Raw genomic sequence first — 24,709 nt, 5'->3', positions numbered from 1 at the left:
GGAAGGGCCGCTCGCTCTCGATAACCTGTGGGTCATGGGGCCGGCTGGGGATGCCGCGGCGCGGTGGCGCGCACGCGAAGCGCTGATCGTCATCGCGGGGGTGTCGGCGGTGATCGCCGTCATCGTGGGACTGCTTGCCGTGACGGTGCTGCCGCCGGTGCTGGCGAATCTGTCGGCCGAGGCCGTGGCGGACGACACGACGGTGCCGATCGCCGATGACGGCACGGCCACGGTGCTCGTGCCCGCCGGCTGGGGGGTGCGACGTTCGCCGTTCGACGACACCCTGCGGCTGAGTTCCCCGGATGCGGGTCTCACCGTGTCGCTCGTCGCAGACGACGGCGATGCCGAGGAGGTGTCCGCCGAGGTCGCTGTCGCGTCGGACGCCGTCACCGAGAGGCTCGCGTCGGGGCTCGACGCGCGCCACGCGTTCCACAACGGACGGTTCGTCGCGACGGTCGGCGACGGCGGAACCGCGACAGTGCTCGTGACGGCCGAGGCGTCGCCCGAGGCCGACCTGGACGACTACGTCACGGCTCTCGCGCTGATCCTCGACGGCATCCGCCTCGACGGGGTCCCCGCGTGAGGCGTCTCGCGGCCGGCGGCCTCGTGGCGGTTCTCGCTCTCACCGCGTGCGCCGTGCCGACCGACGTCGATTGGCGGCCGCCGACCTGGCCCGCCCCGCACGTGAGCGTCGTCGAGATGCCCGCGCCGATCGAGGCCGCATCCGTGCCCGGGCTGGTGGGCGAGCGCATCCGCAACGACGACGTGCGGGTCCAGTCGCGATGGATGCGCCTCCCCGGCGTTCCCGTCGTCGAAGAGGTGGCGCTGCCGGCGGTTCGCGCGGCGATCGACGGGCAGGAGGCGGCCACCGGCGACGTCTACAGCCCGCAGGTGTTCGACGCGGACGCCGGACTCGGCGATCGCGACTGCGTCACGGGATCCACCCTGCTGCCCGCGGCCGACGTGCTCGCCGATCCCGCCCTGGGCCCGGTCGGTGGGTCGGGGACGGCGGTGGTGTGCGACGTCGTCGTCGCCGCAGGCGCCATGATCGGACAGCGCATCCGCACGGTCACCGGAACTGCCGGCGAGGTCACGGCCGACGCGACGACCCTGCGCTACATCGACGTCGACGACGGCCGCCTCATCGCGCCGGCCGCGTTGTGGGCCGACGGCGCCGCGGATCGGCTGTGGGAGGACGTCGTCGACGCGATCCGTCGGGAGGCCGGTTCGCTGTCGCTGGCCCCGGTCACGCCCCCGGATGAGGAGGCGGTGGTGCTCCTGGACGCGGCGCTCGCGACCACCGTGCCCGCCGCCGACGGATCCCTGGTGGTGACGATCCCGGCGGGGTTCCGGGCCCCGGAACTGGAGGCGCTCGGGATCGCCGCGACGACCGAGCCGGTCGCTGTCGCCGTCGCGCCGCCCCGGTCCGCCGAGCTCGTGAGCGGGACCGGTGCCGACCTCGTCTCCGCGGTGGTCGCGGCGGCGCCGTTCACCGCGCCGGCCGGGCCGCCCGAGGGTGCGCGCGAGGTCGACTGCGAGCTGCATCCGTGCGTGTCGCTGACCTACGACGACGGCCCGTCGCAGTGGACGTCGGCGATCCTCGACGCCGCGCGGGAGCACGACGCCGGGCTGACCTTCTTCGCCCTCGGGCAGAAGGCCGCGGGCTGGGCGGAAACGCTCTCGCGGGCGACCGCTGAGGGTCATCTCGTCGAGAACCACACCTGGAACCATCCTGATCTGACGACCCTGGAGCCGGAGGAGGTGCGCGCGCAGATCGGCGACACGACCGTCGCCCTGCGAACCGCCTCCGGGGAGGCCGTGCGCGCCTTCCGTCCGCCGTACGGGGAGTGGAACCGCGAGGTGCTGCAGGAGGCGGGCCTGCCCGCGATCCTGTGGGACGTCGACACCGAGGACTGGAAGCAGATCAGCGACGACGAGCTGCTGCGGCGCGCGGTCACGCAGCCGCGCCCGGGCTCGATCGTGCTGCAGCACGACATCCACGCCAACACCGGCCGCACCGTCGATGCGGTGATGTCGGGTCTGCGCGACCGCGGCTTCGTGCTGGTGACCGTGCAGCAGCTGTTCGGCGGTGCCTTCCCCGGCGGCGGCGCCTGGCAGTCCGCACGCTGAACCCCGCCCGCCACGCGTTTGGCTGACAGCGTGGCGAGAGCGCCGCGGCGTGCACGGAGCGCGCGTTCGGCGTGGGTAGGGTCGATGGCGCATGCATCGCCTCACCGTCGCCCTCCTCGCCGCCGTCGATTCCGCCGTCGCGGCGGCCGTCGGCGTGGCCGCCGTCTTCGCGCCGCTGACCCTGATCTGGGTGATCGGTCTGGCCGCGCCCGACTGGGGGGCGCTGTGGCCGGCGTCGGCGACGATCTGGCAGTTCGGTCACCTCGTGCCCGTCGACGTCGCGCTCACCGACGACTACCTGGTCGCCGCGGGTGTCGACGCCGACGCCTCGACGTTCACGCTGTCGCTCGCCCCGCTCGCCTTCGTCGTCTTCACCGCCCTGGCCGGTGCGCGCTCCGGGATTCGCGCCTCGCGGGCAGAGTCCTGGGCGACCGGGGCGATCACCGGTCTGCTCGTGTTCACCGCCGCGGCGGCGGCCGTCGCCCTGACCGGGGCGAACCCCGTCGCCGCGGTGGACCCCGTCATCGCGATCGCCGCGCCCGCGCTCGTCTACGCGGTGCCGTTGACCGTCGCCGCCGTCGTGACCGAGTGGCGCGAGTCGCCCGAGGGTCTGATCGCCGACCTGCGTGATCGGGCCGAGGGGGATTCGGCCGCGTGGAGCGAGGTCCCGGGGGAGATCGCACGCGGCGTCGCCGTGGTCATCACGGTGCTCGTCGGGGCCGGAGCGCTGATCGTGGCCGTGGCGATCACTCTCCGCATCGGCGAGATCCTGGCGCTGTTCCAATCCGCCCACGTCGACGCGCTCGGCGCGATCGTGCTCACCCTCGGGCAGCTCGCCTACCTCCCGACGCTCATCGTGTGGGGGCTCGCCTTCGTCGCCGGACCCGGCGTGGCACTCGGTGCCGGCGCCGCCGCGGCACCCGGAGGCACGACCGTGGGCGTGCTCCCGGGCATCCCCCTGCTCGGTGCCGTCCCCGACTCGACCAGCACGTGGCTGCTGATGCTCGTGCTCGTGCCGATCGCGGCCGGGGCCTTCGCCGGATGGGTGGCGCGATCGCGCCTGGCCGCCTCGGAGACCGAGGAGTGGGCGCCGCGCATCGTCACCGCGCTCGGCATCGCCGCCGGCGCCGCGGGGGTCGCCGCTGTGCTCTCCTGGGCGGCATCCGGATCACTCGGGCCCGGCCGGCTGACCGAGGTCGGCCCCGATCCCGGCGCCGTGGCTCTCGCGGTCGGGCTCGAGACCCTCGTCGGGGTGGCGATCCTGCTGCTGTCACCCCGCGGCGCCCTCGCCTGGATGGCGGGGGAGGAGCCCCGCGGGGAACGTGTCGCACCGCCGCTAGACTGACCGGGTGCTCTCGGTCGTCGTCCTCATCTCCGGTGCCGGGTCGAACCTTCGGGCTCTTCTCGACGCGGCGGCAGAGCCGGATTTCCCCGCACGCATCGTCGCCGTCGGCGCCGACCGTGAGGCCGACGGGTTCGCCCACGCCGAGGCCTACGGCATCCCGACCTTCCTCGTGCCCTGGGAGGAATACGCCTCCCGTGAGGAGTGGGGAGCCGAGCTCGGCGCCCACCTGGCGGTGTGGAAGCCCGACCTGGTTGTGCTCAGTGGACTCATGCGACTGCTGCCGGCATCCCTCGTCGACGAGTGGGCGCCGCGCCTGATCAACACCCACCCGGCGCACCTGCCCGAGTTCCCCGGCGCTCACGGCGTGCGCGATGCGCTCGCGGCAGGAGTCGACCGCACCGGCGCGAGCGTCATCGTCGTCGACAGCGGCGTGGACACCGGCCCCATCCTCGCCCAGGAGCGCGTCCCGGTCCTCCCCGGCGACGACGAGCACACCCTCCACGACCGCATCAAGCCGGTCGAGCGACGTCTCCTGATCGACGTGGTGCAGCGCATCGCGTCGGGAGAGCTCGACCTGTCCGCCGCAGCATCCACGACCTGACCACCGAACGAAGGAGTCCCATGGCCGGTCCCAGCCACGACCCGTCCCTGTACCGCGACCGCGACGTCGTCCCGATTCGCCGAGCCCTGATCTCGGTGAGCGACAAGACCGGACTGCTGGAGCTCGCTCAGGCCCTCGCTGGGGCGGGTGTCGAGATCGTCTCGACCGGCTCGACCGCAGCGACCATCCGCGAGGCCGGGCACGACGTGACGGACGTCGCGGCGGTCACCGGGTTCCCCGAGTCGCTCGACGGGCGCGTGAAGACGCTCCACCCCGGCGTGCACGCGGGCCTCCTGGCGGACCTGCGGCTGGAGCACCACGAGGCGCAGCTGGCCGATCTCGGCATCCGGCCCTTCGACCTCGTCGTGGTCAATCTCTACCCGTTCGTGCAGACGGTCGCCTCCGGTGCCGAAGGCGACGCCGTCGTCGAGCAGATCGACATCGGCGGACCAGCGATGGTGCGCGCATCGGCCAAGAACTACGCGAACGTCGCCATCGTCGTCTCGCCCGAGTCCTACCCCGCCATCGTCGAGGCCGTCGGCTCCGGCGGGACGAGTCTGACGCAGCGCAAGGATCTCGCCGCGCGCGCCTTCGCGCACACCGCCGCCTACGACACCGCCGTCGCGACGTGGTTCGCCGAGGGCACGCTCGTGGAGGAGGAGCTGCCCGAGCACCTCACCATCAAGGCGGAGCGCCTGGAGACACTCCGCTACGGCGAGAACGCGCACCAGCGCGCCGCGATCTACTCCCGTGTCGGCGGTCACGGCATCGCGCAGGCGACGCAGCTGCAGGGCAAGGGCATGTCCTACAACAACTACATCGATGCGGATGCGGCGCTGCGCGCGGCCTTCGACATGATCAAGCCCGCCGTGGCGATCATCAAGCACGCGAACCCGTGCGGCATCGCCGTCGCGGCGCCGCAGGCCCTCGACCCGATCGCGAGCGCCCACCTGCGCGCGCACGAGTGCGACCCGGTGTCGGCCTTCGGCGGCGTCATCGCGGCCAACCGCACCGTGACGCTCAAGATGGCAGAGAACCTGCGCGACATCTTCACCGAGGTGATCGTGGCGCCCGACTTCGAGCCGGAGGCGCTGGAGGTCTTCGCGCTGAAGAAGAACCTCCGGGTGCTGCAGCTGCCCGCCGACTGGCGTCAGGAGAGCATGGATGTGCGCCTGGTGTCGGGTGGTCTGCTGCTCCAGGATGCCGACCGGTTCCCCGACGACATCGAGTCGGTGGCGAAGGACTGGGAGCTGGTCTCCGGCGAGCGTCCGAGCGACGAGGAGATGACGAACCTCATCTTCGCGTGGAAGTCGTGCCGCGCGGTGAAGTCGAACGCCATCGTCCTGGCGAAGAACTCCGCGACCGTCGGCATCGGCATGGGGCAGGTGAACCGCGTCGACTCGTGCCGCCTCGCCGTCGAGCGGGCAGGCGACCGTGCGGCCGGGTCGATCGCCGCATCCGATGCGTTCTTCCCCTTCGCCGACGGGCCCCAGGTGCTCATCGACGCGGGCATCACGACGATCATCCAGCCGGGCGGATCCGTGCGCGATCAGGAGGTCGTCGACGCCGCCCGCGACGCCGGGGTGACGATGTTCTTCACCGGCGAGCGCCACTTCTTCCACTGACGCCCCGGGGATGTGCCGCCCCGGCACGCCCCGCCGCCCGCCGGCATCCCTGCCGCGCCGGCAGGCCCTGCCGCCCGCCGGCATCCTCACCTCATCACCATGTCCCCATTTCTGTCGCCATAGCGCTGCATACAGACAGAAATGGGGACATGCGTCATTCCGGCCGACCGGCATGTCCCCTTTTCTGTTGCCATAGCCACCCAGAAGGACAGAAATGGGGACATGGTGGTGCCAGGAGGGGGACATGGTGGTGCCATGAGGGCGACATGGTGGTGGTCAGGAGGGGGACATGCGGGGTCAGGAGGGGGTGGGGCGGCCGAACTCCTCGAGGAAGCGCAGCCACACCTCGCTGATCGTCGGATACGACGGCACGGCGTGCCACAGGCGGTCCACCGGCACCTCGCCGACGATCGCGATCGTCGCGGCGTGCAGCAGCTCGGCGACGTCGGGCCCGACGAAGGTGGCACCGAGGAGCACGCCGCGGTCGGTGTCGATCACAGCCCGCGCGGCACCCTGGTAGTCGTCGCTGTGCGTGGATGCGCCCGCGATCCAGCCGAGGTCGTAGTCGATGACCCGCACGGTCCGTCCGGCCTTCTCGGCGGCGGCCGCCGTGAGTCCGACGGAGGCGACCTCGGGATCGGTGAAGGTCACCTGCGGCACCGCGTCGTGGTCGGCCGTCGCCGCGTGCACTCCCCACGGAGCGTCGTCGACCGTCGCCCCGTGAGCGCGGGCGGCGATGACGTCACCCGCCGCGCGCGCCTGGTACTTGCCCTGGTGGGTGAGGAGGGCGCGGTGGTTGACGTCGCCGACGGCGTAGAGCCAGTCGAAGCCGTCGACCCGCAGCGTGTCGTCCGTCTCGAGCCACGAGTCCGGCTCCAGGCCGATCGCCTCGAGCCCCAGGTCGCCGGTGCGGGGGATGCGGCCGGTGGCCACGAGCACCTGCTCGGCCGCGACGCGCGAGCCGTCCGAGAGCTCCAGTTCTGCGCCGACGTCGGTGCGACGGGCCGCGACGACCTCGGCGCCGGTGCGAACGGACGCACCCATGGCCCGGAGCGCCTCGGTCACCCGCTCGCCGGCGAAGGGCTCCATCCCGTTCAGCAGCGACGAGCGCGCGATGACGGTGACGTCGGTTCCGAAGCCCGCGTAGGCCGTGGCCATCTCGGCGCCGACGACCCCGCCGCCGAGCACCGCGAGACTGGCGGGGATCTGCTTCGCACTCGTCGCGTCGCGGCTCGTCCACGGCTCGATCTCCGCCAGGCCCGGGATCTCAGGGAGCAGCGCTGCGGATCCGGTGCAGACGGCGATCGCGTGGCGGGCCACGAGCGTCTCCTCGGTTCCGTCGGAGCCCGTCACCGTGAGGGTCTTCTCGCCCGAGAAGCGTGCGTGACCGCGGACGAGATCGATGCCCGCGCCGGAGAGCCACTCCACCTGGGACGAATCGTTCCAGTCGTGCGTCATGGCGTCGCGTCGCCGGAGCACTCCGGCGACGTCGAGCTCACCCGTGACCGCCTGCTTCGCACCGTCGACGGCCCGCGCCGCGCGCACCGCGGCGGCACTGCGCAGGAGGGCCTTCGAGGGCATGCACGCCCAGTACGAGCACTCGCCGCCGACGAGCTCGGCCTCCACGATCGCGGTGCTCATCCCGCCCTGCACCGCGCGATCGGCGACGTTCTCGCCCACCGCTCCGGCTCCGATCACGATCACGTCGTACTCGCGTTCCGTCATGGTCGTCACGCTACCCCCGCGCCGTGTCGGCGCACGGGCCTTGCGTGCGCCCCCGCTCGCATGTCACCGTGCCGCCGACCCGCGCACCGCGATGGCCGATTTCCGCGAGTGTGCAGCCTTGGGGAGTGGCAGGGTGGAGGCATGAGCACGCCGGCGACGAGCATCCCCGTGATGTCCTTCGACGAGCGCTATCGCGTCATCCGCTCTCGCGATCGCCGCTTCGACGGGCAGTTCGTCACCGCTGTGCGCTCGACGGGCATCTATTGCCGCCCGAGCTGCCCGGCGCGCACGCCGAAGGAGTCGAACGTCACCTTCTACGCCACGTCGGCGGCGGCGCACGAGGCGGGATACCGCGCGTGCAAGCGCTGCCTGCCCGAGGCCGCGCCGGGCTCGCCGCAGTGGAACCTGCGGGGCGATGTGACCGGCCGGGCGATGCGTCTGATCGCCGACGGCGTCATCGAGCGCGAGGGCGTGCCGGGCCTCGCACGCCGGCTCGGCTACTCGACGCGTCACCTCACACGGCTCCTCACCGCCGAGCTCGGCGCCGGTCCGCTCGCGCTCAGTCGAGCGCACCGCGCGCACACGGCGCGCATGCTCCTCGTGGGCACCGACATGCCCGCCGCCGACGTCGCGTTCTCGGCGGGCTTCTCGAGCGTGCGTCAATTCAACGACACGGTGCGCGAGGTGTTCGGGATGTCGCCGCTCGACCTGCGCGCCCGTCGGCGTCGCACGCGAGCGGGCGAGCCGGTCGCGGGGGCGATCGATCTCGTGCTGCCCCACCGCGGACCGCTTGACGCCGCCGGACTCTTCGCGTGGATGTCCGCACGCGCCGTCGTCGGCGTCGAAGTCGCCGACGACGCATCCTTCGCCCGCGCGTTGCGGCTTCCCGCAGGCGCGGCCTGGTTCCAGGTGCGCGTCGGCGCCGACGACCGCGTGCGCCTGCACGCACGTCTGGCACACCTCGGCGATCTGCCCGTGCTCGTCACGCGGGTGCGCCGGCTGTTCGACCTCGACGCCGATCCCCTCGCCGTCGACGAGGCGCTGGCGCGACACCCCGAGCTTGCGGGGCGGGTCGCGGCTCTTCCCGGCATCCGGGTTCCGGGGGCGGCGGACCCGCACGAGATGCTCATCCGGGCGATGGTGGGCCAGCAGGTCACGGTCGCCGCCGCGCGCACGGCGCTCACGGCGCTCGCCGCGGCGCTGGGGGAGCGGGTCGCGCCGCACGCCGGCACCGACCGGCTGTTCCCCACGATGGCCGCGATCGCCGCGCACGGTCACGACGTGCTGCGCGGGCCGGCCGCGCGCATCCGCGCCATCACGGGAGCCGCCGCCGCACTCGCGTCGGGTGAGCTCGCCCTCGGGCCGGGCGACGACGGCTCCGCCCAGCGCGCGGCCCTGCTCGCCCGCCCCGGGATCGGACCGTGGACAGCCGACTACGTGCGCATGCGCGTGCTCGCCGACCCCGACATCACCCTTCCCGGTGACGTCGCGGTGCGTGCGGGAGCGCGTGCACTGGGCATCCCGTCCGATCCGAAGGGGTATGCCGCGTGGGCCGAGCGACTCGCGCCGTGGCGCAGCTACCTCACCGCTCACCTGTGGGCCGCCGCGCCGGCTTCGCGGCGCGCATCCGTACCGACCGACAGCCCGCTCCAGGAGGCATCATGACCGCCACGCTGCAGACCCTCGACACCCCGGACGGCGCCTTCACGATCCTCGCCGACGACGGAGGGCGCGTGATCGCATCCGGCTGGACCGCAGATGCCGAGACGATCCTCGCGCGGCTGCGGCCGGTCCAGCGCCCCACCGACGTGCGCACCGTGGCGGGCGAGAGCCCCGCATCCGATGCCGCGGTCGCCGCCGCTGCCTACTACGACGGCGACGTGCACGCGATCGATGCGGTGCCGGTGTCGCAGACCGGCACGACCCTGCAGCGCGCGGGATGGGCGGCGCTGCGCGGGATCGCGCCCGGCCGTCCGCTCACGTACACGGAATTCGCCGAGGCTCTCGGCTCTCCCAGTGCCGTGCGCGCCGCCGCGGCGATCTGCGCCCGCAACGCGCCGGCGCTGTTCGTTCCCTGCCACCGCGTGCTGCGCTCGGACGGGACACTCGGCGGCTTCGCGTGGGGACGGGACGTCAAGCGCAGCCTCCTCGCCCGCGAGGCCGTCGCCGGCTGATCGCCGCACTCCGTGCACGCGGCGCCGCGACCGGCGGTCGAAGGAAAGCGCTTGCGGACCTCGCGCCGATCCCGATATTCTGAACGGCTGTCGCCGATCGCGACATTCCCGTGAACCCTAGGAGGATGCCATGTCCCACGCCGCCGTTGTGAAGAGCGCATCCGTCCTCGTCGCCGGGTTCGGGATCCTTCCCGACCGCGCCCGCTGAGTCTCCTCGCGCGCGCCCGGTGCATTCCGGGCATCTTCTGTCCCGTCCGTGCGTTCTCCTGATCGCACGCCCTCCGATCTCTGCGCCATCCGGCGCCGCCCCACCGCTTCATCTGCGCGGTCCGCTCCACCACTCCCACAAGGATCATGACCACCACCGCTCCTGATCAGACCGATCCGACTCCGCACCGCCTCTCGACGCCGCGCGCGCTCGCGCGCCTCATCCCGTTCGCCAAGCCCGTCCTGCCGCGACTGGCGCTCGGCGCCGTGAGCGCTCTCGGCGCGAGCATCCTCGCCCTCATGATCCCGCTCATCCTCGAGGAGGTCGTGCGCGGCCCGATCGCCTCGGGCTCGACGGTTCTCATCGCGTGGGGAGCCGCCGCGATCCTCGGCCTCGGCCTGGCCGAGGCCCTCATGGTGTGGCTGCGGCGGTGGTTCGTGCTGGCACCGGCGACGCTCATGGAGTACGACATCCGGCAGACGTTCTACTCGCGTCTGCAGCGCCTGCCTGTCGCGTTCCACGACCGGTGGCAGTCGGGTCAGCTGCTCAGCCGCATGATGCAGGACATCAGCATGCTGCGTCGCTGGATCGCGTTCGGACTCGTGCTCCTCGTCGTGAACGTGCTGACGATCCTCGTCGGTGCGGCGCTGCTGTTCCGCTGGCACTGGGTGCTCGGCACGATCTTCCTCGTGACCTCGGCGCCGCTGTGGTATGCCGGGTACCGGTTCGAGAAGACCTACGGGGTGCTCGCACGGCAGAGCCAGGATCAGGCAGGCGACCTGGCGACGAGCGTGGAGGAGAGCGTCCACGGCATCCGGGTGCTCAAAGCATTCGGCCGCGGCTCGCACGCGCTCAAGAAGTTCACCCGTCAGGCCGAGACCCTCCGCGAGACCGAGCTCGACAAGGCGCGCGCGGTGGGGTGGATCTGGTTCTGGCTCGTGCTGCTGCCCGACATCGCGTTCGCGCTCTGCCTCGGCGCGGGAATCTACCTGGTCGCCCTGGGGCAGCTCGGCGTCGGGGAGCTGGTGGCATTCTTCGCGATGACGACCATCCTGCGGTGGCCGGTCGAATCGATCGGGTTCCTGTTCTCGTTCCTGCTGGATGCGCGCACCGCGACCGACCGCATCTTCGAGGTCTTCGACGAGCAGAACCCCATCGTCGACCCCGCCGAGCCCGCGACGATCGCCGCGCCGCGCGGTGAGCTCGCCTTCGAGGGCGTCCACTTCCGGTATCAGGATGCGCGGGAGAGCGAGCGCGACCTGCTCGACGGCGTCGACCTCGCGCTGCGTCCGGGGGAGACGATGGCCCTCGTCGGCCTGACCGGTTCGGGGAAGACGACCCTCACGACGCTTCCCGGGCGCCTGTACGACGTCACCGCGGGGCGTGTCACCGTCGACGGCGTCGACGTGCGCGACCTCACGCTCGCGGAGCTGCGCACGCACGTGGGCATGGCGTTCGAGGACGCCACCCTGTTCTCGCAGACCGTGCGGGAGAACGTGCTGCTGGGGCGCGAAGACCTCGAGCCGGGCAGCGAGGAGGCCGAGCGCATCCTGCGCGAAGCGCTGCAGGTGGCGCAGGCGCACTTCGTCGACGATCTGCCGAACGGCGTGGACACCGTGATCGGCGAGGAGGGCCTGAGCCTGTCCGGCGGGCAGCGTCAGCGTCTCGCGCTGGCCCGCGCCGTTGCCGCACGGCCGTCGATCCTCGTGCTCGACGACCCGCTGTCCGCCCTCGACGTCGACACCGAGGCGCTGGTGGAGGATGCGCTGCGCGAGGTGCTGCACGACACCACGGCGATGATCGTCGCGCACCGCCCGTCGACGGTGATGCTCGCCGATCGGGTCGCCCTGCTCGAGGCCGGAAAGGTCACCGCGGTCGGGGCGCACTCCGATCTGCTGCGCGAGAGCGCCCACTACCGGCATGTGATCTCGAGCCTCGAAGACGACGAAGCGCGTGCGCGCGAGACGGAGGTGAACCTGTGAGCACCGGCATCATCGGAACCCGCGGCGAGGACCGCTCCGATTACACCCGCGAGGAGAGTCGGGCGATCCGGCGGCGCTCGCTGCGCCTGCTCGGCTCGCTCGTGAGCACCCTTCGCTGGCAGCTCGTGCTGGCCGCAGCCGTGCTCATCGTGTCGACGGTGCTGCGCGTGGCAGGCCCCGCTCTGATCACCTACGGCATCAACACGGCCCTCCCCGCAGCCGTCGATCGGATGGATTGGATGCCGACGGTGGGCGTCGTCGCCGTCTACCTGCTCACGGCGTTCGGAGGTGCCGGTCTCGTCGGCTGGTACGCCGTCGTCGCGGCGCGGCTGACCCAGGCGATCATGCTCGACCTGCGCAAGCGGATCTTCCTGCACACCCAGCGCCTGAGCCTGGAGTTCCACGAGTCCTACACCTCCGGCCGCATCATCTCGCGGCAGACCAGTGACCTCGACACCATCCGCGAGCTGCTCGACGGCGGTCTCAACGAGCTCGTCTCGGGGCTCCTCTACGGCGTGTTCACGCTCGTCGCGCTGCTGCTGCTCGATTGGCAGTCCGGCGTCATCATCGTGCTGATGGGCATCCCCCTCTTCTTCCTCATGCGGTGGTTCTACATGCGCTCCCAGCTGGTCTACCGGGAGTCGCGTGTGATCAGCGCCCAGGTGATCGTGAAGTTCGTCGAGACGATGACGGGTGTGCGGGCGGTGAAGGCGTTCCGAAAGGAGCCGCGCAACGACGACGAGTTCGGCGGCCTCGCGATGCGGTACCGCGACGTCAACATGCGCTCGATCCGCCTCTTCGGCACGTTCGAGCCGGGACTCATGGCCATCGCGTCGGTCTCGCTCGCCCTCATCGTCTTCTGGGGCGGCGTGCGCGTGGCCGAGGGTGCGATGGCGATCGGAACCCTCGTGGGGGCGGTCCTCTACGTTCGGAACTTCTTCTCGCCGCTGCAGGAGGTGGCGTTCTTCCTCAACTCCTATCAGTCGGCCACCGCCGCGCTCGAGAAGGTCTCGGGCGTGCTCGAGGAGGAGCCGACGGTGCCCGACCCGGCGAAGCCGGTCGACCTGTGGCGGGCGCGCGGTCACGTGCGCTTCGACGACGTGCGCTTCGGATACTCCGAGGACCGGGTGATCCTGCCCGACTTCACGCTGGACATCCCCGCCGGACAGACCATCGCGCTGGTGGGAACGACGGGTGCGGGCAAGTCGACCCTGGCCAAGCTCGTCTCGCGGTTCTACGACCCCACCCGCGGCGCCATCACCCTCGACGACGTCGACCTGCGTCAGCTGCATCCGAAAGACCTGCGACGGGCCATCGTCATGGTCACGCAGGAGGCGTACCTGTTCAGCGGCACGGTCGCCGACAACATCGCGCTGGGCAAGCCCGACGCGACGATCGAGGAGATCCAGGATGCCGCGCGCGCCGTCGGCGCGCACGAGTTCATCGAGGCGCTTCCCGACGGCTACGCGACCGATGTGAACAAGCGCGGCGGCCGGGTGTCGGCGGGGCAGCGGCAGCTGATCTCGTTCGCCCGGGCGTTCCTGGCGAATCCGGCCGTGCTCATCCTCGACGAGGCGACCGCCTCGCTCGACATCCCGAGCGAGCGTCTGATCCAGGAGGCGCTCCAGACCCTGCTCGCGGATCGCACCGCGATCATCATCGCGCACCGGCTGTCCACCGTCGCGATCGCGGACCGCGTGCTCGTCATGGAGCACGGACGCATCATCGAGGATGACGCTCCCGCGGCCCTGATCGCCGGTGACGGCAAGTTCGCTCAGCTCCACAGTGCTTGGCAGCAGTCCCTGGTCTGACGCCCAGGGACGCCGGGCTTGGCAGCAGTCCCTGGTCTGACGCCCAGGGACGCCGGGCCCTCGCGGCCGCGCGGAGGTCGGAGAATCGGTCGGATGTCGGAGGATTCACGTCGGATTCTCCGACATCGGCTCGATTCTCCGACATCCGGAGTGGGTCATGCGAGGTGGGCGCCGGCGGCCATGGCTCGCCCGATCGTCCGCTCGACGGCCGGCCAGTCGTGGATCACCTGTGCGTAGCTGAATCGCAGCACCGTGTATCCGCGCAGACGAAGCTCGGCGTCGTGCCGCAGGTCGCGCGTGCGGTCCTTCGACGTCGAGTGATGCGCGAACCCGTCGAGCTGAACGACCATGCGGTCACCGATCAGGAGATCGACCGGGTGCCCGGCGAGGGAGAGCTGCTGGCGGATCGGCACACCCCAGCGCGACAGGCGCACGATCGCGATCGTCTCGAGGCCCGAGTCGGAGAGCCCGTTGACCTCGGCGGCGCACTCGGCCGACGCGCGTGAGCGCCACCGCACCGAGCGGAGCGCGTCTGTCGAGAGGTTCTCGGAGCGGATGGCTGATTCCCACACCACGAGGGCCGCCTCGCGGTCGAGGCACGATGCGATGTGGGCCAGTGCATCCTCGACGGATTCGAGCAGAGATGACGGCGACACCGGGGAGAGCGGCTTCGTCCAGTGCGAGACGCCGTCGAACGGCACCGCTCGACCGTTGGGGCGGAAGTGCAGATGCGGCTGCACGTCGACCTGCTCCGGGATCCACCACCCCCGGCGTCGCGCGACCGAGAGGCACGCGACCCGTCCACCGAGTTCTGCGGCGCGGATCAGTTCGCCGTCGCCGCGCGGAAGAGCGACCCACACGCGACGGACCCGGCGCACGCGCCCGGCCCGGACGGCAGCGGCCACGGCACCCGCGGTGAATCCGGCCCGACCCACCTCGTCGCGATGGGCGATGCCCGCGCGTGCGGCCAGCCAGCTCTCCACATCCATGCCGACACGATGCCTGCCCGGCATTCACTGCGGTTACCGGGCATCGGAACTGTGGAGCGCGCGTTGCCGCGACCGGCCTGTGGAGGGTGCACCCGCGCCGCCTCGATCCGCCGATGTCGGAGAATCGCGCCGATGTCGGAGAGTCACGGCCGAATCCTCCGACATCCGGCCGATTCTCCGACCTTGGGAAGGGGCGGGTGGGGGATGCGCGGCGGGCTCGGATGCGCGGCGGGCGCGGGCGGATGCGGGTGGGCTCGGGTGCGGGCGCGGCGGGCCGGGGTGATGCGAGGGCGACGGAGCCTCGGTGGGGGAGGGGAATCCGAGGCCCCGCCGCCGGAATGCGGCGGCCGGGACCTTGTTCAGAGGGGTGGGCCGATCGCCGCCCATCAGAGACGGATCTCGGCGATGACCTCACCGTACTCCGTCTCACCCACCGGGGTGAAGCCCATGCGCGTGAAGAACGCCTCGGGTCCGGCTTCGCCCTCTTCGTAGATGACGTTGAGCTTGTCGAGGCCACGGTCGCGCGCCTCGTCGAGCAGCTTCTCGATGGCGAAGCGGCCGATGCCGCGGCCCTGGTCGTCGGCGTCGACGTTGATGCGCCACAGCACGGAGCGGAAGTGCTCCTCGGGCGCTTCGGGATCGAAGCCGGCGCTGACGAAGCCGACGACCTCGTTCGCGTCGAGGACGACCCGCTGCCAGGATGTGCGCGGATCCGCGACCGTCGCGGCGATCCCATAGCTCACCGGAGCGAGGAACTGCTCCTGTCCGGGCTTGAGGGACATGTTGTTGACTGCGACGATCGTCGCGGCGGACAGTTCGACAAGTCGCAGCTCGGCCATACGCACAGGCTAGCCGGTAACCCCGTCGCCACACACGCACGCCGTCACGGGCCGCAACCGATTTATCTTGACGTCAAGATAAACAGGCGCCTGCGTTAGGCTGGAACGACAACCGAGCGAAAGACGAACAGGTGACCGACTCGACCATCATCTACACGTACACCGACGAGGCTCCCGCTCTCGCCACGGCGTCGTTCCTCCCGATCATCAAGGCCGTCACCGGCAAGGCGGGTGTCGACGTCGAGACCCGCGACATCTCGCTGGCCGGACGCATCCTGGCCGCCTTTCCGCAGAAGCTGACCGACGCGCAGCACGTCGGAGACGCGCTCGCTGAACTCGGCGGGCTGGCCACACTCCCCGAGGCGAACATCATCAAGCTGCCGAACATCTCGGCGTCGATCCCGCAGCTGAAGGCCGCCATCGCCGAGCTGCAGGCGCAGGGGTACGACATCCCCGACTATCCCGACGACCCGAAGACGGTCGAAGACAAGGATGTGCGCGCACGCTACGACCGCATCAAGGGCTCCGCGGTGAACCCGGTGCTGCGCGAGGGCAACAGCGACCGTCGCGCTCCCGGGGCGGTGAAGAACTACGCCCGCAAGTACCCGCACACCAACAAGCCGTTCCCGGCCGGCTCGAAGACGCGCGTGGCGACCATGGGCCACGACGACTTCAAGAGCAACGAGAAGTCCTGGGTGGCCGCCCACGACGACACGCTGACGATCCGCCACATCGGCGAAGACGGCGGCGAGACGATCCTCAAGAGCGATTTGAAGGTGCTGCCGCGGGAGGTCATCGACGCGACGTTCCTGTCGGCGGCGGCGCTGGACGCGTTCCTGGCCGACACGCTGAAGCAGGCCCAGGCCGACGACGTGCTCTACTCGGTGCATCTGAAGGCGACGATGATGAAGGTCAGCGACCCGATCATCTTCGGCCACGTCGTCAAGGCCTTCCTGCGGGATGTCTTCGCGACCCACGGTGAGAAGCTCACGGCAGCGGGGCTCACGCCCGACAACGGCCTCGGCTCGATCCTCACCGGGCTCGCGAGCCTCGACGGCGGTGCCGAGATCGCCGCCGAGATCACCGCGGCGCTCGAGGCGGGCCCGCGCCTGTCGTACGTCAACTCCGACAAGGGCATCACCAACCTGCACGTGCCGAGCGACGTGATCGTCGACGCGTCGATGCCCGCGCTGATCCGCAACGGCGGCAAGATGTGGGGCGCCGACGGGGGAGAGGCCGACACGCTCGCCGTGATCCCCGACTCGTCGTACGCCGGCGTCTACCAGGCCGTGATCGAGGATGTCGTCGCGAACGGTCCCCTCGACCCGGCGACCATCGGCACGGTGCCCAACGTGGGGCTCATGGCGCAGAAGGCCGAGGAGTACGGCAGCCACGACAAGACGTTCGAGATCGCCGCTCCCGGCGTGGTGCAGATCGTCGACTCGGAGGGGACGGTGCTCATCGAGCACACCGTCGCCGCCGGAGACATCTGGCGTGCCACGCAGACCAAGCACATCCCGATCATGGACTGGGTGAAGCTCGCCGTCACAAGGGCCCGCGCCACCGGTGCTCCCGCGGTGTTCTGGCTCGACGTCAACCGCGCCCACGACGCTCAGCTGATCGCGAAGGTGCACCAGGGCCTCGCGCTCCTGGACACCTCCGACGTCGAGATCGTGATCCTGCCGCCGGCCGAGGCGACGCGCTACACGCTGGAGCGGATGCGGCGAGGCGAGGACACCATCTCGGTCACCGGCAACGTGCTTCGCGACTACCTCACCGACCTCTTCCCGATCCTCGAGGTCGGCACGAGCGCCAAGATGCTCTCGATCGTGCCGCTGCTCGCCGGTGGGGGTCTGTTCGAGACCGGCGCGGGCGGCTCCGCCCCGAAGCATGTGCAGCAGCTGGTCGAGCAGAACTACCTGCGGTGGGACTCGCTCGGCGAGTTCTTCGCCCTGGCCGCGTCGCTCGAGCACCTGGCCACGACGACCGACAACCCCCGCGCGCAGGTGCTGGCGGACACGCTGGATGCCGCGACCGGAACGTTCCTCGAGAACGACAAGTCGCCCGGCCGCAAGCTCGGTTCGATCGACAACCGCGGCAGCCACTTCTACCTCGCGCTGTACTGGGCGCAGGAGCTGGCCGGTCAGCAGGTCGACGCGGAGCTCGCGGAGATCTTCGCCCCCGTCGCCGCGGCCCTCGCGACGAACGAGCAGAAGATCGTCGACGAGCTCGCCGCCGTGCAGGGATCGCCCGTCGAGATCGGCGGCTATTACCGCCCCGACGGCGACGCGGTCGACAAGGTCATGCGTCCGTCGGCCACACTGAACGGCATCATCGACGCCCTCAGCTGAGTCCGGCTCGCACGAGAACGGCGCCTCACCCTCGCGGGTGGGGCGCCGTTCTCGTGCGGTCGCGTTGTCAGCGGGCGGCGATGTCGCTCGGGCTCAGGCGTGGATCCACACGTCGGTGCCGTTGGCGGTCCAGTTGAAGATCTGCTCGGCTCGCCACTCGGGCATGCCGACGCATCCGTGGCTCATCGGCGTGCCCCAGTTGGAGTGCCAGTAGACGCCGTGGAAGGCCTGGTCGCCGTTGAAGTACATGACCCACTTGACGTCGGGGGTCGTGTAGGTCACCGGATCGCCGTTGGCATCACGGAGCACGTCGCCGTTGGCGTCGCGCTCGCTGCCGCGCATGGTCTGACTCGTGAGGTGCGCGTGAACCGTGTAGCGACCGGTGTAGGTCGGTGTGTTGCTCTGACCGCTCGAGATCGCCCAGCTGTCGACGACCCGGTCGTTCTCCTTCAGGTACAGCATCTGCGAGCTCAGGTCGACCTCGAGCAGACGCACCACCTCGGCAGTCTCGTAGGGGGTCTCGACCACCGGGAGCTGGTACGCGCCGTTCGCGGTGGCGACCTGCTCGGAGAAACCTGCGGCGATGCCGTCGGTGGTCTCCAGTTCGCGGCCGACGGTGCCCTCGTTCTCTTCCGCGAGGGTCGTGCCGGCCATGTTCACGAGGATCTTGTTGTTCACCGGGTCGCGGTTCACAGCCTCGGGCAGGGTGTCCACGACCTCCTGCACGGCGGACTCGTCGACGGCGATGTCGAGGGTGCCGCGCTCGCCGGGGGACAGCGTGATCCAGGAGGCGAGCGTCGAGGCCTCGATCGGAACGACCCGTTCGTCGCCGACGTAGAACCCGGCCTCGTCGAGCATCGTGTTCAGGCGCGCGGCCGTCGCCTCGGCGACGTAGGTCTCCCGTTCGGGCGAGACCGGCGAGGCGACGGCGTCGACCTCGATCGTGGTCTCGCCGGCCGCGAACGCGGTGGCCAGGCTCTCGCGCACCGCGCCGGCATCGACGCCGGTTCCGTCGACGCCGGGCGTCACGACGTAGGCGGTGCTGTCGGCGTCGAAGGCCACCTCGGCGTCGACGGGATCCGTGTACATCGCCGGGACGGCCGCGGCGAGGGCTTCGGCCGCGACGGCCTCGTCGATCGCCACGGGGGCATCGAGGGGTTCGGGGAACCACGCCGTGACATTCCAGAGGGGATGCTCGGCGAAGGCGGTCTCGGCGAGAGCCTGTGCCTCGACGGTCGCTCCGAGGTCGGCGCCGGAGACACGGGCGTCGCCCCCGTCACCGGCGAGCACGACGGTCGTCTCGGCGAGTCGGCCGGAGATGGCGTCGGCGGCGGCGCCCTGCGTCATGAAGCCGACATGGACGCCGGCGACCGATGTGCCGGGCGCGATGAGCACGAGCGATGCTGCGGCCGCGCCGAGGGCCACGGCCCCCGCGCCGATACCGATCCACAGGCCGATGCGCCGTTTGCGCGGCTCCGGCTCGACCGGGGCCCACTCGTAGGTGGGATCGGTCGGAACCGTCACGTCGTCGCCCGAGGTCGGTCCGCCCGCACCCTCGTCGACACCCGCGCCCGGTCGTGTCACGACATCCGTCACGCGCTCACCCCCGCCTGCTCTGCACGTTCATCCATGGTAAAGGAGGCCGGATGCGGGCGTGCTACGGATTGATCACGGTCTGCCGAGAATCGTTCAGCCCGCGCAGAGCTCCTCGAAGGCCGCGCCGGTCTCCTGGAAGCGGGTGCCGATCTCCTCCAGATCCTCGACCCCCGACGCGTCGCCCTCGCCGAGGCCGACGAACACCTCGCCGGCCTCCGCGAACATCTGCTGCAGGTCGGGCACGAGTGCTGCGACCTCGTCGTTCGTGATCGCCCCCGCCTCGGTTGCGAGCTCCGCGGATGCGGCCTCCATGGCCTCCGCGACGGCGGCCAGGTCGTCAGCGTCGCCGCCTTCGAACTCGGCGGTCGCGTCGGTGATCGTCTGGGCGATCACGGCGCACGCGTCCTCGACGCTCTGGCCGTCGTCGCCCGGGGCGTCCTGTGACTGTCCGGTGCTCTCGCCCTCGGCCGTGGCGGCCGTGGCTGCGGTTTCGGGCCCTGCGTCGCCGGTGCATCCGACGAGCAGGAGCAGGGCCGCGGCGGTCATCGCGGCGGCGGGGAGGGTGCGGTTCATGAATCTCCTTCGCGGTGCTCCCAGCGTAGGCGAGGGGCATGCGCTCGGATTGTGAGAATGCGCTCACCGCAGCGTCACCGACGTGTAACGGTTTTGTAAATGCGCCGTGCAAAAGCGACGAAAGGGTTGCGGCGGCTTTGTTCGTAAGGTCTACTAACAAACATGTCTGCTTCGGACCTGCGGCCTGGCTCCTTCCTCTCGACGGATGCCACCCCCCTCGAGAACACCGCCCCCTCCGGCGGATTCGTCCGCGCCCGTGCCTCCCGCTCCGGTGCGAAGGTGCTGCCCGAGCACGCGCGAGGGCACAACCGCTCGCTCGTCCTGCAGACCCTCTTCCACGGCGGCGCCATGAGTCGCGCCGACCTCGCGCGGGAGACGGGCCTCACGCGTGTGACGATCTCCGATCTCGTCGCGGGCCTCATCACCGACGGCTTCGTCGCCGAGCAGGGCGTGCGGGAGTCCTCGCGGCCCGGAAAGCCCGCGATCCTCGTCGATCTCGATCGTGACGGGCACCGCATCGTCGGTCTCGACCTGTCGGGCAGCGAGACCTTCCTCGGCGCCGTCCTCACGCTCGACGGCGACATCGTCGCGCGCTCTGAGGTGGCCGTGCCCGCCGATGCCGACGCCGCGCTCGCAGCGGTGATCGACCTCGCCCGCGACCTCGTCGCCGACGCCCATGCCCCCGTGCTCGGCGTCGGCGTGGGCGCCCCCGGGGTGATCGATGCCCGCGGCGTCATCCTCACCGCCCCCAATCTCGGCTGGGACGGCCTCGACCTCGAAGGCGAACTGCGCGAGGCGCTGGGGCTGCCGGTGCTCGTCGCGAACGACGCCAACGCCGCCGTGCTTGCCGAGTACACCTTCGGGGGCGCGAACGAGGATGTGCTCCTCGTGCGGGTGGGCCGGGGTGTCGGTTCCGGACTCCTCGCCGGCGGTCAGCCGCTGCGCGGCGCTCGATTCGCCGCGGGCGAGATCGGTCACGTCACCGTCGGCACCGACGGCGGCCCGCGGTGCGCGTGCGGCAAGATCGGCTGTCTCGAGGCGTGGCTGGCGGTCCCCGCACTGACCGCCCGGATCGCGGCGACCGACGAACCCGCCGCCGGCGTGCTGCGCGACGCGGGCGAGCGCCTGGGGATCGCGCTCGCGCCCATCGTGGGCGTCCTCGACCTCCCCGAGATCGTGCTCTCGGGTCCCCGTGAACTTCTCGACGGCGCTCTCGCCGAGCAGGCCGTCGAGACCCTCCGCGCACGAACGCTCGCCACGCACCACGACGGCGTGCGGGTGCGGATGACGGAGCAAGGCCAGGACATCGTCCTGCGCGGCGCCGCCGTCATGGTCCTCTCGGCACAGCTCGGCGTCTCGTAGGACCACGCTCCACCCTCCCCGGACGGGTCGCCCGGCCCGTCCTGACCAAGAAGAACGAAGGATGACACCATGAAGCACAAGCTCGGAGCGTTCGCGCTCGTGGGCGCCTCGGCTGTCGCTCTCGCCGGCTGCGCCGGTGGCAATGACGCCGCCTCCACGGAGCCCGAGACCCGCGACCTGACGGTCTGGCTCGTCGGCACCGACACCCCGCAGACGGCGCGCGACTACCTGACCGAGACCTTCGAGGCCGAGAACGAGGGGTGGACCCTCACGATCGAGGAGAAGACCTGGGCCGACGTCTCCGACACCTACACCGCGGCGCTGTCGTCCAACGACAGCCCCGACGTCGTCGAGGTCGGCAACACCCAGGCGCTCGGCTTCGCCGACGCCGGCCTGTTCCTGGACATCTCCGACATCCAGGAGGAGCTCGGCGGCGACGATCTGCTGAGCGGCCTGGTCGATGCCGGCACCTACGACGGCGCGCTGTACGCCGCGCCGTACTACGCCGGTGGCCGCGTCGTCTTCTACAGCCCCATGATGGTCGACGAGGTCCCCGCGACCCTCGAGGACTACGTCGCTCAGGGCGAGGCCCTCACCACCGACAGCGTCTCGGGCATCTACGCCCCCGGCAAGGACTGGTACAACGCTCTTCCCTACGTCTGGGCCTACGGCGGCGAGATCGCGGTGCAGGACGGCGACACGTGGGACGCGCAGTTCTCGAGCCCGGAGAGCATCGAGGGGCTCGAACTGCTGCAGCAGGTCTACCTCGACGCCTCGGTCGCACCGGCCGACGGCAACGAGCTCATGGCGAACATCGCGTTCTGCGACGGCGAGGCGGGCTTCATCTCCAGCCCCGCCTGGGCCGCCGGCAACCTCACCGGCGACTGGCCGTGGGGCGACGAGGCCGCGGGTGAAGAGGTCGAGGAAGGATGCCCCGACACCTACGCGAAGGACCTCGGCGCGTTCGCGCTGCCGGGCCTCGTCGAGGGGGAGACAGCGCCGATCTTCGCCGGCGGGTCCAACGTGGCCGTCGCCACCAAGAGCGCAGCGCCCGAGAAGGCCAAGGCCGCCCTGGAGATCATGCTCTCCGAGGGCTACCAGACGCTGCTCGCCGAGCAGGGTCTGACGCCCGGGATCGTGTCGGCCGCCGCATCGCTGCCGGACACCCCGGTGGCCCAGGCGCAGGCCGCCGCGCTCGCCAACTCCAAGGGCACCCCGGCCAGCCCGAACTGGGCCGAGGTCGAGGCCGCGCAGATCATCCCCGATGCCCTCGTCGGCATCGCCCAGGGTGGGGATGTGACCGAGATCGCGACGTCGCTCGACGAGCAGATCGAGGCCATCCTCAACGACTGACACCCGTCGGTCTTCGCAGGGGGTCCGGCCCCACCGGGCCCCCTGCATCCCTGTCGACATCCCGCACCACCGAGAGAGGAGGCGACATGAGCGAGACCCGTGCCCTCACCGTGGGACGCCCAGCCTCCGGGCGACGCCCCACCGCGTCGCTCACCCCGCGCGAGCGCTCCCGGCGGCGCCGCGAAGCCCGCGGCGCGTGGTCGCTGCTCAGCCCGTCGCTGATCATCCTCGGCGTCATGGTGGGATACCCCGCCGTGCTGATGGTGATCCAGTCGTTCACCGACTACACGGTCAAGAACAAGGTGCAGGGCACCCTCCCCGCCTTCGTCGGCCTCGAGAACTACGTCGACCTGTTCACCCAGTCCGACTTCCCGGCCGTGCTCATGCGCAGCCTCGGGCTCATGGCCGTGCTCACCGTGCTCAACATGGGTCTCGGCGTGCTGGTGGCGGTGCTCATGACCCGGCTCTCGCGCGCCTGGCGCATCGTCGTGTCGATCGGGCTCCTGCTCGCGTGGGCGATGCCGCCCCTGACGGCAACGGTGGTCTGGGGATGGATCTTCGACACCGAGTACGGCGTCGTGAACTGGGCGATGAACACCCTCACCGGCACGACCGACTGGACCAACCACTCGTGGCTGCTGAACCCGTGGTCGTTCTTCTTCGTCCTCACGATCATCATCGTGTGGCAGTCGGTGCCCTTCGTGGCCTTCACCACCTACGCGGGTCTCGGACAGGTCCCCGGCGAGGTGCTCGAAGCCGCCTCCCTGGACGGCGCCCACCCGTGGAAGCGGTTCTGGTTCGTCGTCTTCCCCTACCTTCGCAGCATCCTCACCGTCGTCCTCGTGCTGCAGATCATCTGGAACCTGCGCATCTTCACTCAGGTCTACGCGCTGCAGAGCCGCGGCGGACTCGCCTCCGAGACGAACGTGCTCGGCACCTATCTGTTCCGCCAGGGCGTCGGCGAGTTCGGGGCCACCGCGGCCATCGGCGTCGTCATGGTCATCCTGCTGCTCGTCCTCTCCTGGGGATACGTGCGCACCACCCTGAAGGAGGAGGAGCTGTGAGCACACAGGTCACCACCGCCACCCAGGTCGGCACCGTCGGCGTCGACGAGGTGCTCGGCGAGCCGGGTTCGCCGAATCGACCCGCGCCCCGGTCCCTGCAGGCGCGGCGCCCCTCGAGCCGGCGCGTGCTCACCCGCACGCTCCTCAACGTCGCCGCGGCGATCGTCTTCGGCATGAGCGTGTTCCCGGTGTACTGGATGATCAACATGTCGCTGACGCCCAACAGCGAGATCATCACGCGCGAGCCGAGCTTCCTGCCCTTCGATTTCACGCTGCAGAACTACCTCACGGCGTGGACGCGCGAAGCGGCCCCCGGACAGACCGACTTCCCGCACGCGCTCATGACCTCGCTCACGGTGACCGCCGGCGTGCTCGTGGCCACCCTGCTGTTCGCCTTCCTCGCCTCGATCGCCGTCGCACGATTCCACTTCAAGGGACGCCGCGGGTTCATCGTCTCGGTCCTCGTCGTGCAGATGATCCCCGGTGAGGCGATGATGTTCACGATCTACGGGATGATCGACGACTGGCAGCTGATGAACACCCTGCTCGGTCTCGGCATCGTCTACACCGCCGCGGTCATCCCCTTCACCATCTGGACGCTTCGCGGATTCGTGGCGGGGGTCCCCGCGGATCTCGAAGAAGCGGCCATGATCGACGGGTGCACGAAGTCGCAGGCGTTCTGGAAGGTCACCTTCCCGCTGCTGGCGCCCGGGCTCATCTCGACCGGCATCTTCGCGTTCATCCAGTCGTGGAACGAGTTCACGATGGCGCTGCTTCTCATGAGCGGCTACAACCTGCCGCTCATGCCGTGGCTGAACGCCTTCCAGTCCTCCAGTGTCGGCGGCTCCGTCGACTGGGGCGCCGTCATGGCCGGCTCTACGCTCATCGCCATCCCGGTGATGATCTTCTTCCTCATCGTGCAGGGCAAGATGACCGGAGGGCTCGTGGCCGGGGCGGTCAAGGGCTGATGGCGCCGCGCAC

At 70.7% G+C, this 24,709-nt stretch carries 19 protein-coding genes; 14 read left to right on the top strand and 5 right to left on the bottom strand.

What is annotated here, in order from left to right:
• Positions 1-34: 34 nt before the first annotated feature.
• The 5 genes from B3S45_RS07590 (at position 35) to purH (ending at position 5,701) form a co-directional block, all read left to right on the top strand.
• On the top strand, positions 35-583 hold the full coding sequence (locus B3S45_RS07590; RefSeq protein ID WP_286718618.1) for a hypothetical protein: 549 nt from the start codon (positions 35-37) through the stop codon (positions 581-583).
• Positions 580-2,130: a polysaccharide deacetylase family protein gene (locus B3S45_RS07585; protein WP_286718616.1), complete on the top strand. Its 1,551-nt coding sequence runs from the start codon at positions 580-582 to the stop codon at positions 2,128-2,130. The genes B3S45_RS07590 and B3S45_RS07585 overlap by 4 nt, the downstream gene beginning before the upstream one ends.
• Positions 2,131-2,221: 91 nt before the next feature.
• A complete protein-coding gene (locus B3S45_RS07580) occupies positions 2,222-3,475 on the top strand; it encodes a DUF6350 family protein (protein ID WP_286718613.1) in 1,254 nt (417 codons plus the stop codon).
• Between the two features lie 4 nt (positions 3,476-3,479).
• Positions 3,480-4,076 carry a phosphoribosylglycinamide formyltransferase gene (purN, locus tag B3S45_RS07575; protein ID WP_071044613.1) on the top strand — a complete coding sequence of 199 codons (597 nt, stop codon included), beginning with the start codon at positions 3,480-3,482 and terminating at the stop codon, positions 4,074-4,076.
• Positions 4,077-4,096: 20 nt separating this feature from the next.
• Positions 4,097-5,701 carry a bifunctional phosphoribosylaminoimidazolecarboxamide formyltransferase/IMP cyclohydrolase gene (gene purH, locus B3S45_RS07570; RefSeq protein ID WP_071044614.1) on the top strand — a complete coding sequence of 535 codons (1,605 nt, stop codon included), beginning with the start codon at positions 4,097-4,099 and terminating at the stop codon, positions 5,699-5,701.
• A gap of 297 nt (positions 5,702-5,998) precedes the next feature.
• Here the strand turns inward: purH and B3S45_RS07565 are convergent, their stop codons facing one another.
• Positions 5,999-7,426, bottom strand: a complete 1,428-nt coding sequence (locus B3S45_RS07565; protein ID WP_071044615.1) for a dihydrolipoyl dehydrogenase family protein — start codon at positions 7,424-7,426, stop codon at positions 5,999-6,001.
• 141 nt (positions 7,427-7,567) lie between these two features.
• Here B3S45_RS07565 and B3S45_RS07560 point away from each other — a divergent pair, with 141 nt between their 5' ends.
• The 4 genes from B3S45_RS07560 to B3S45_RS07545 all read left to right on the top strand — a co-directional run bounded on the left by B3S45_RS07560 (position 7,568) and on the right by B3S45_RS07545 (position 13,601).
• Positions 7,568-9,091, top strand: coding sequence for an AlkA N-terminal domain-containing protein (locus B3S45_RS07560; RefSeq protein ID WP_286718609.1), 1,524 nt, complete (start codon positions 7,568-7,570; stop codon positions 9,089-9,091).
• On the top strand, positions 9,088-9,600 hold the full coding sequence (locus tag B3S45_RS07555) for a methylated-DNA--[protein]-cysteine S-methyltransferase (protein WP_071044617.1): 513 nt from the start codon (positions 9,088-9,090) through the stop codon (positions 9,598-9,600). The genes B3S45_RS07560 and B3S45_RS07555 overlap by 4 nt, the downstream gene beginning before the upstream one ends.
• A gap of 354 nt (positions 9,601-9,954) precedes the next feature.
• Complete coding sequence (locus tag B3S45_RS07550) at positions 9,955-11,790, top strand: ABC transporter ATP-binding protein (RefSeq protein ID WP_286718605.1); 1,836 nt, start codon at positions 9,955-9,957, stop codon at positions 11,788-11,790.
• Complete coding sequence (locus tag B3S45_RS07545; RefSeq protein ID WP_286718602.1) at positions 11,787-13,601, top strand: ABC transporter ATP-binding protein; 1,815 nt, start codon at positions 11,787-11,789, stop codon at positions 13,599-13,601. The genes B3S45_RS07550 and B3S45_RS07545 overlap by 4 nt, the downstream gene beginning before the upstream one ends.
• 155 nt (positions 13,602-13,756) lie before the next feature.
• On the opposite strand, the gene B3S45_RS07540 is transcribed toward B3S45_RS07545, so the two are convergent.
• Both B3S45_RS07540 and B3S45_RS07535 read right to left on the bottom strand, forming a co-directional pair.
• A complete protein-coding gene (locus B3S45_RS07540; protein ID WP_286718599.1) occupies positions 13,757-14,590 on the bottom strand; it encodes an endonuclease domain-containing protein in 834 nt (277 codons plus the stop codon).
• A 386-nt stretch (positions 14,591-14,976) separates the two neighbouring features.
• Positions 14,977-15,429: a GNAT family N-acetyltransferase gene (locus B3S45_RS07535; protein ID WP_071044621.1), complete on the bottom strand. Its 453-nt coding sequence runs from the start codon at positions 15,427-15,429 to the stop codon at positions 14,977-14,979.
• Positions 15,430-15,560: 131 nt separating this feature from the next.
• On the opposite strand from B3S45_RS07535, the gene B3S45_RS07530 reads away from it, so the two are divergent.
• Positions 15,561-17,780 carry an NADP-dependent isocitrate dehydrogenase gene (locus B3S45_RS07530; protein WP_071044622.1) on the top strand — a complete coding sequence of 740 codons (2,220 nt, stop codon included), beginning with the start codon at positions 15,561-15,563 and terminating at the stop codon, positions 17,778-17,780.
• A 93-nt stretch (positions 17,781-17,873) separates the two neighbouring features.
• Here the strand turns inward: B3S45_RS07530 and B3S45_RS07525 are convergent, their stop codons facing one another.
• Together B3S45_RS07525 and B3S45_RS07520 are read right to left on the bottom strand one after the other, a co-directional pair.
• A complete protein-coding gene (locus B3S45_RS07525; protein WP_286718594.1) occupies positions 17,874-19,376 on the bottom strand; it encodes a L,D-transpeptidase family protein in 1,503 nt (500 codons plus the stop codon).
• 93 nt (positions 19,377-19,469) lie between these two features.
• Positions 19,470-19,949 carry a hypothetical protein gene (locus B3S45_RS07520; RefSeq protein ID WP_286718591.1) on the bottom strand — a complete coding sequence of 160 codons (480 nt, stop codon included), beginning with the start codon at positions 19,947-19,949 and terminating at the stop codon, positions 19,470-19,472.
• 162 nt (positions 19,950-20,111) lie between these two features.
• Between B3S45_RS07520 and B3S45_RS07515 the strand changes: the two genes are divergently transcribed.
• The 4 genes from B3S45_RS07515 (at position 20,112) to B3S45_RS07500 (ending at position 24,696) form a co-directional block, all read left to right on the top strand.
• Complete coding sequence (locus B3S45_RS07515) at positions 20,112-21,311, top strand: ROK family transcriptional regulator (protein ID WP_286718589.1); 1,200 nt, start codon at positions 20,112-20,114, stop codon at positions 21,309-21,311.
• A gap of 69 nt (positions 21,312-21,380) precedes the next feature.
• Positions 21,381-22,664: an extracellular solute-binding protein gene (locus tag B3S45_RS07510; RefSeq protein WP_286718586.1), complete on the top strand. Its 1,284-nt coding sequence runs from the start codon at positions 21,381-21,383 to the stop codon at positions 22,662-22,664.
• A gap of 86 nt (positions 22,665-22,750) precedes the next feature.
• On the top strand, positions 22,751-23,728 hold the full coding sequence (locus B3S45_RS07505; RefSeq protein ID WP_286718584.1) for a carbohydrate ABC transporter permease: 978 nt from the start codon (positions 22,751-22,753) through the stop codon (positions 23,726-23,728).
• Positions 23,725-24,696, top strand: a complete 972-nt coding sequence (locus tag B3S45_RS07500; RefSeq protein WP_286718581.1) for a carbohydrate ABC transporter permease — start codon at positions 23,725-23,727, stop codon at positions 24,694-24,696. Before B3S45_RS07505 ends, B3S45_RS07500 begins: the two co-directional genes overlap by 4 nt.
• The last annotated feature ends 13 nt before the right edge of the window (positions 24,697-24,709 follow it).

The sequence above is a fragment of the Microbacterium sp. UBA1612 genome, from assembly GCF_002321605.1.
Classification (GTDB): Bacteria; Actinomycetota; Actinomycetes; order Actinomycetales; family Microbacteriaceae; genus Microbacterium; species Microbacterium luteum.
This window is presented reverse-complemented; position numbering and strand designations above follow the sequence as displayed.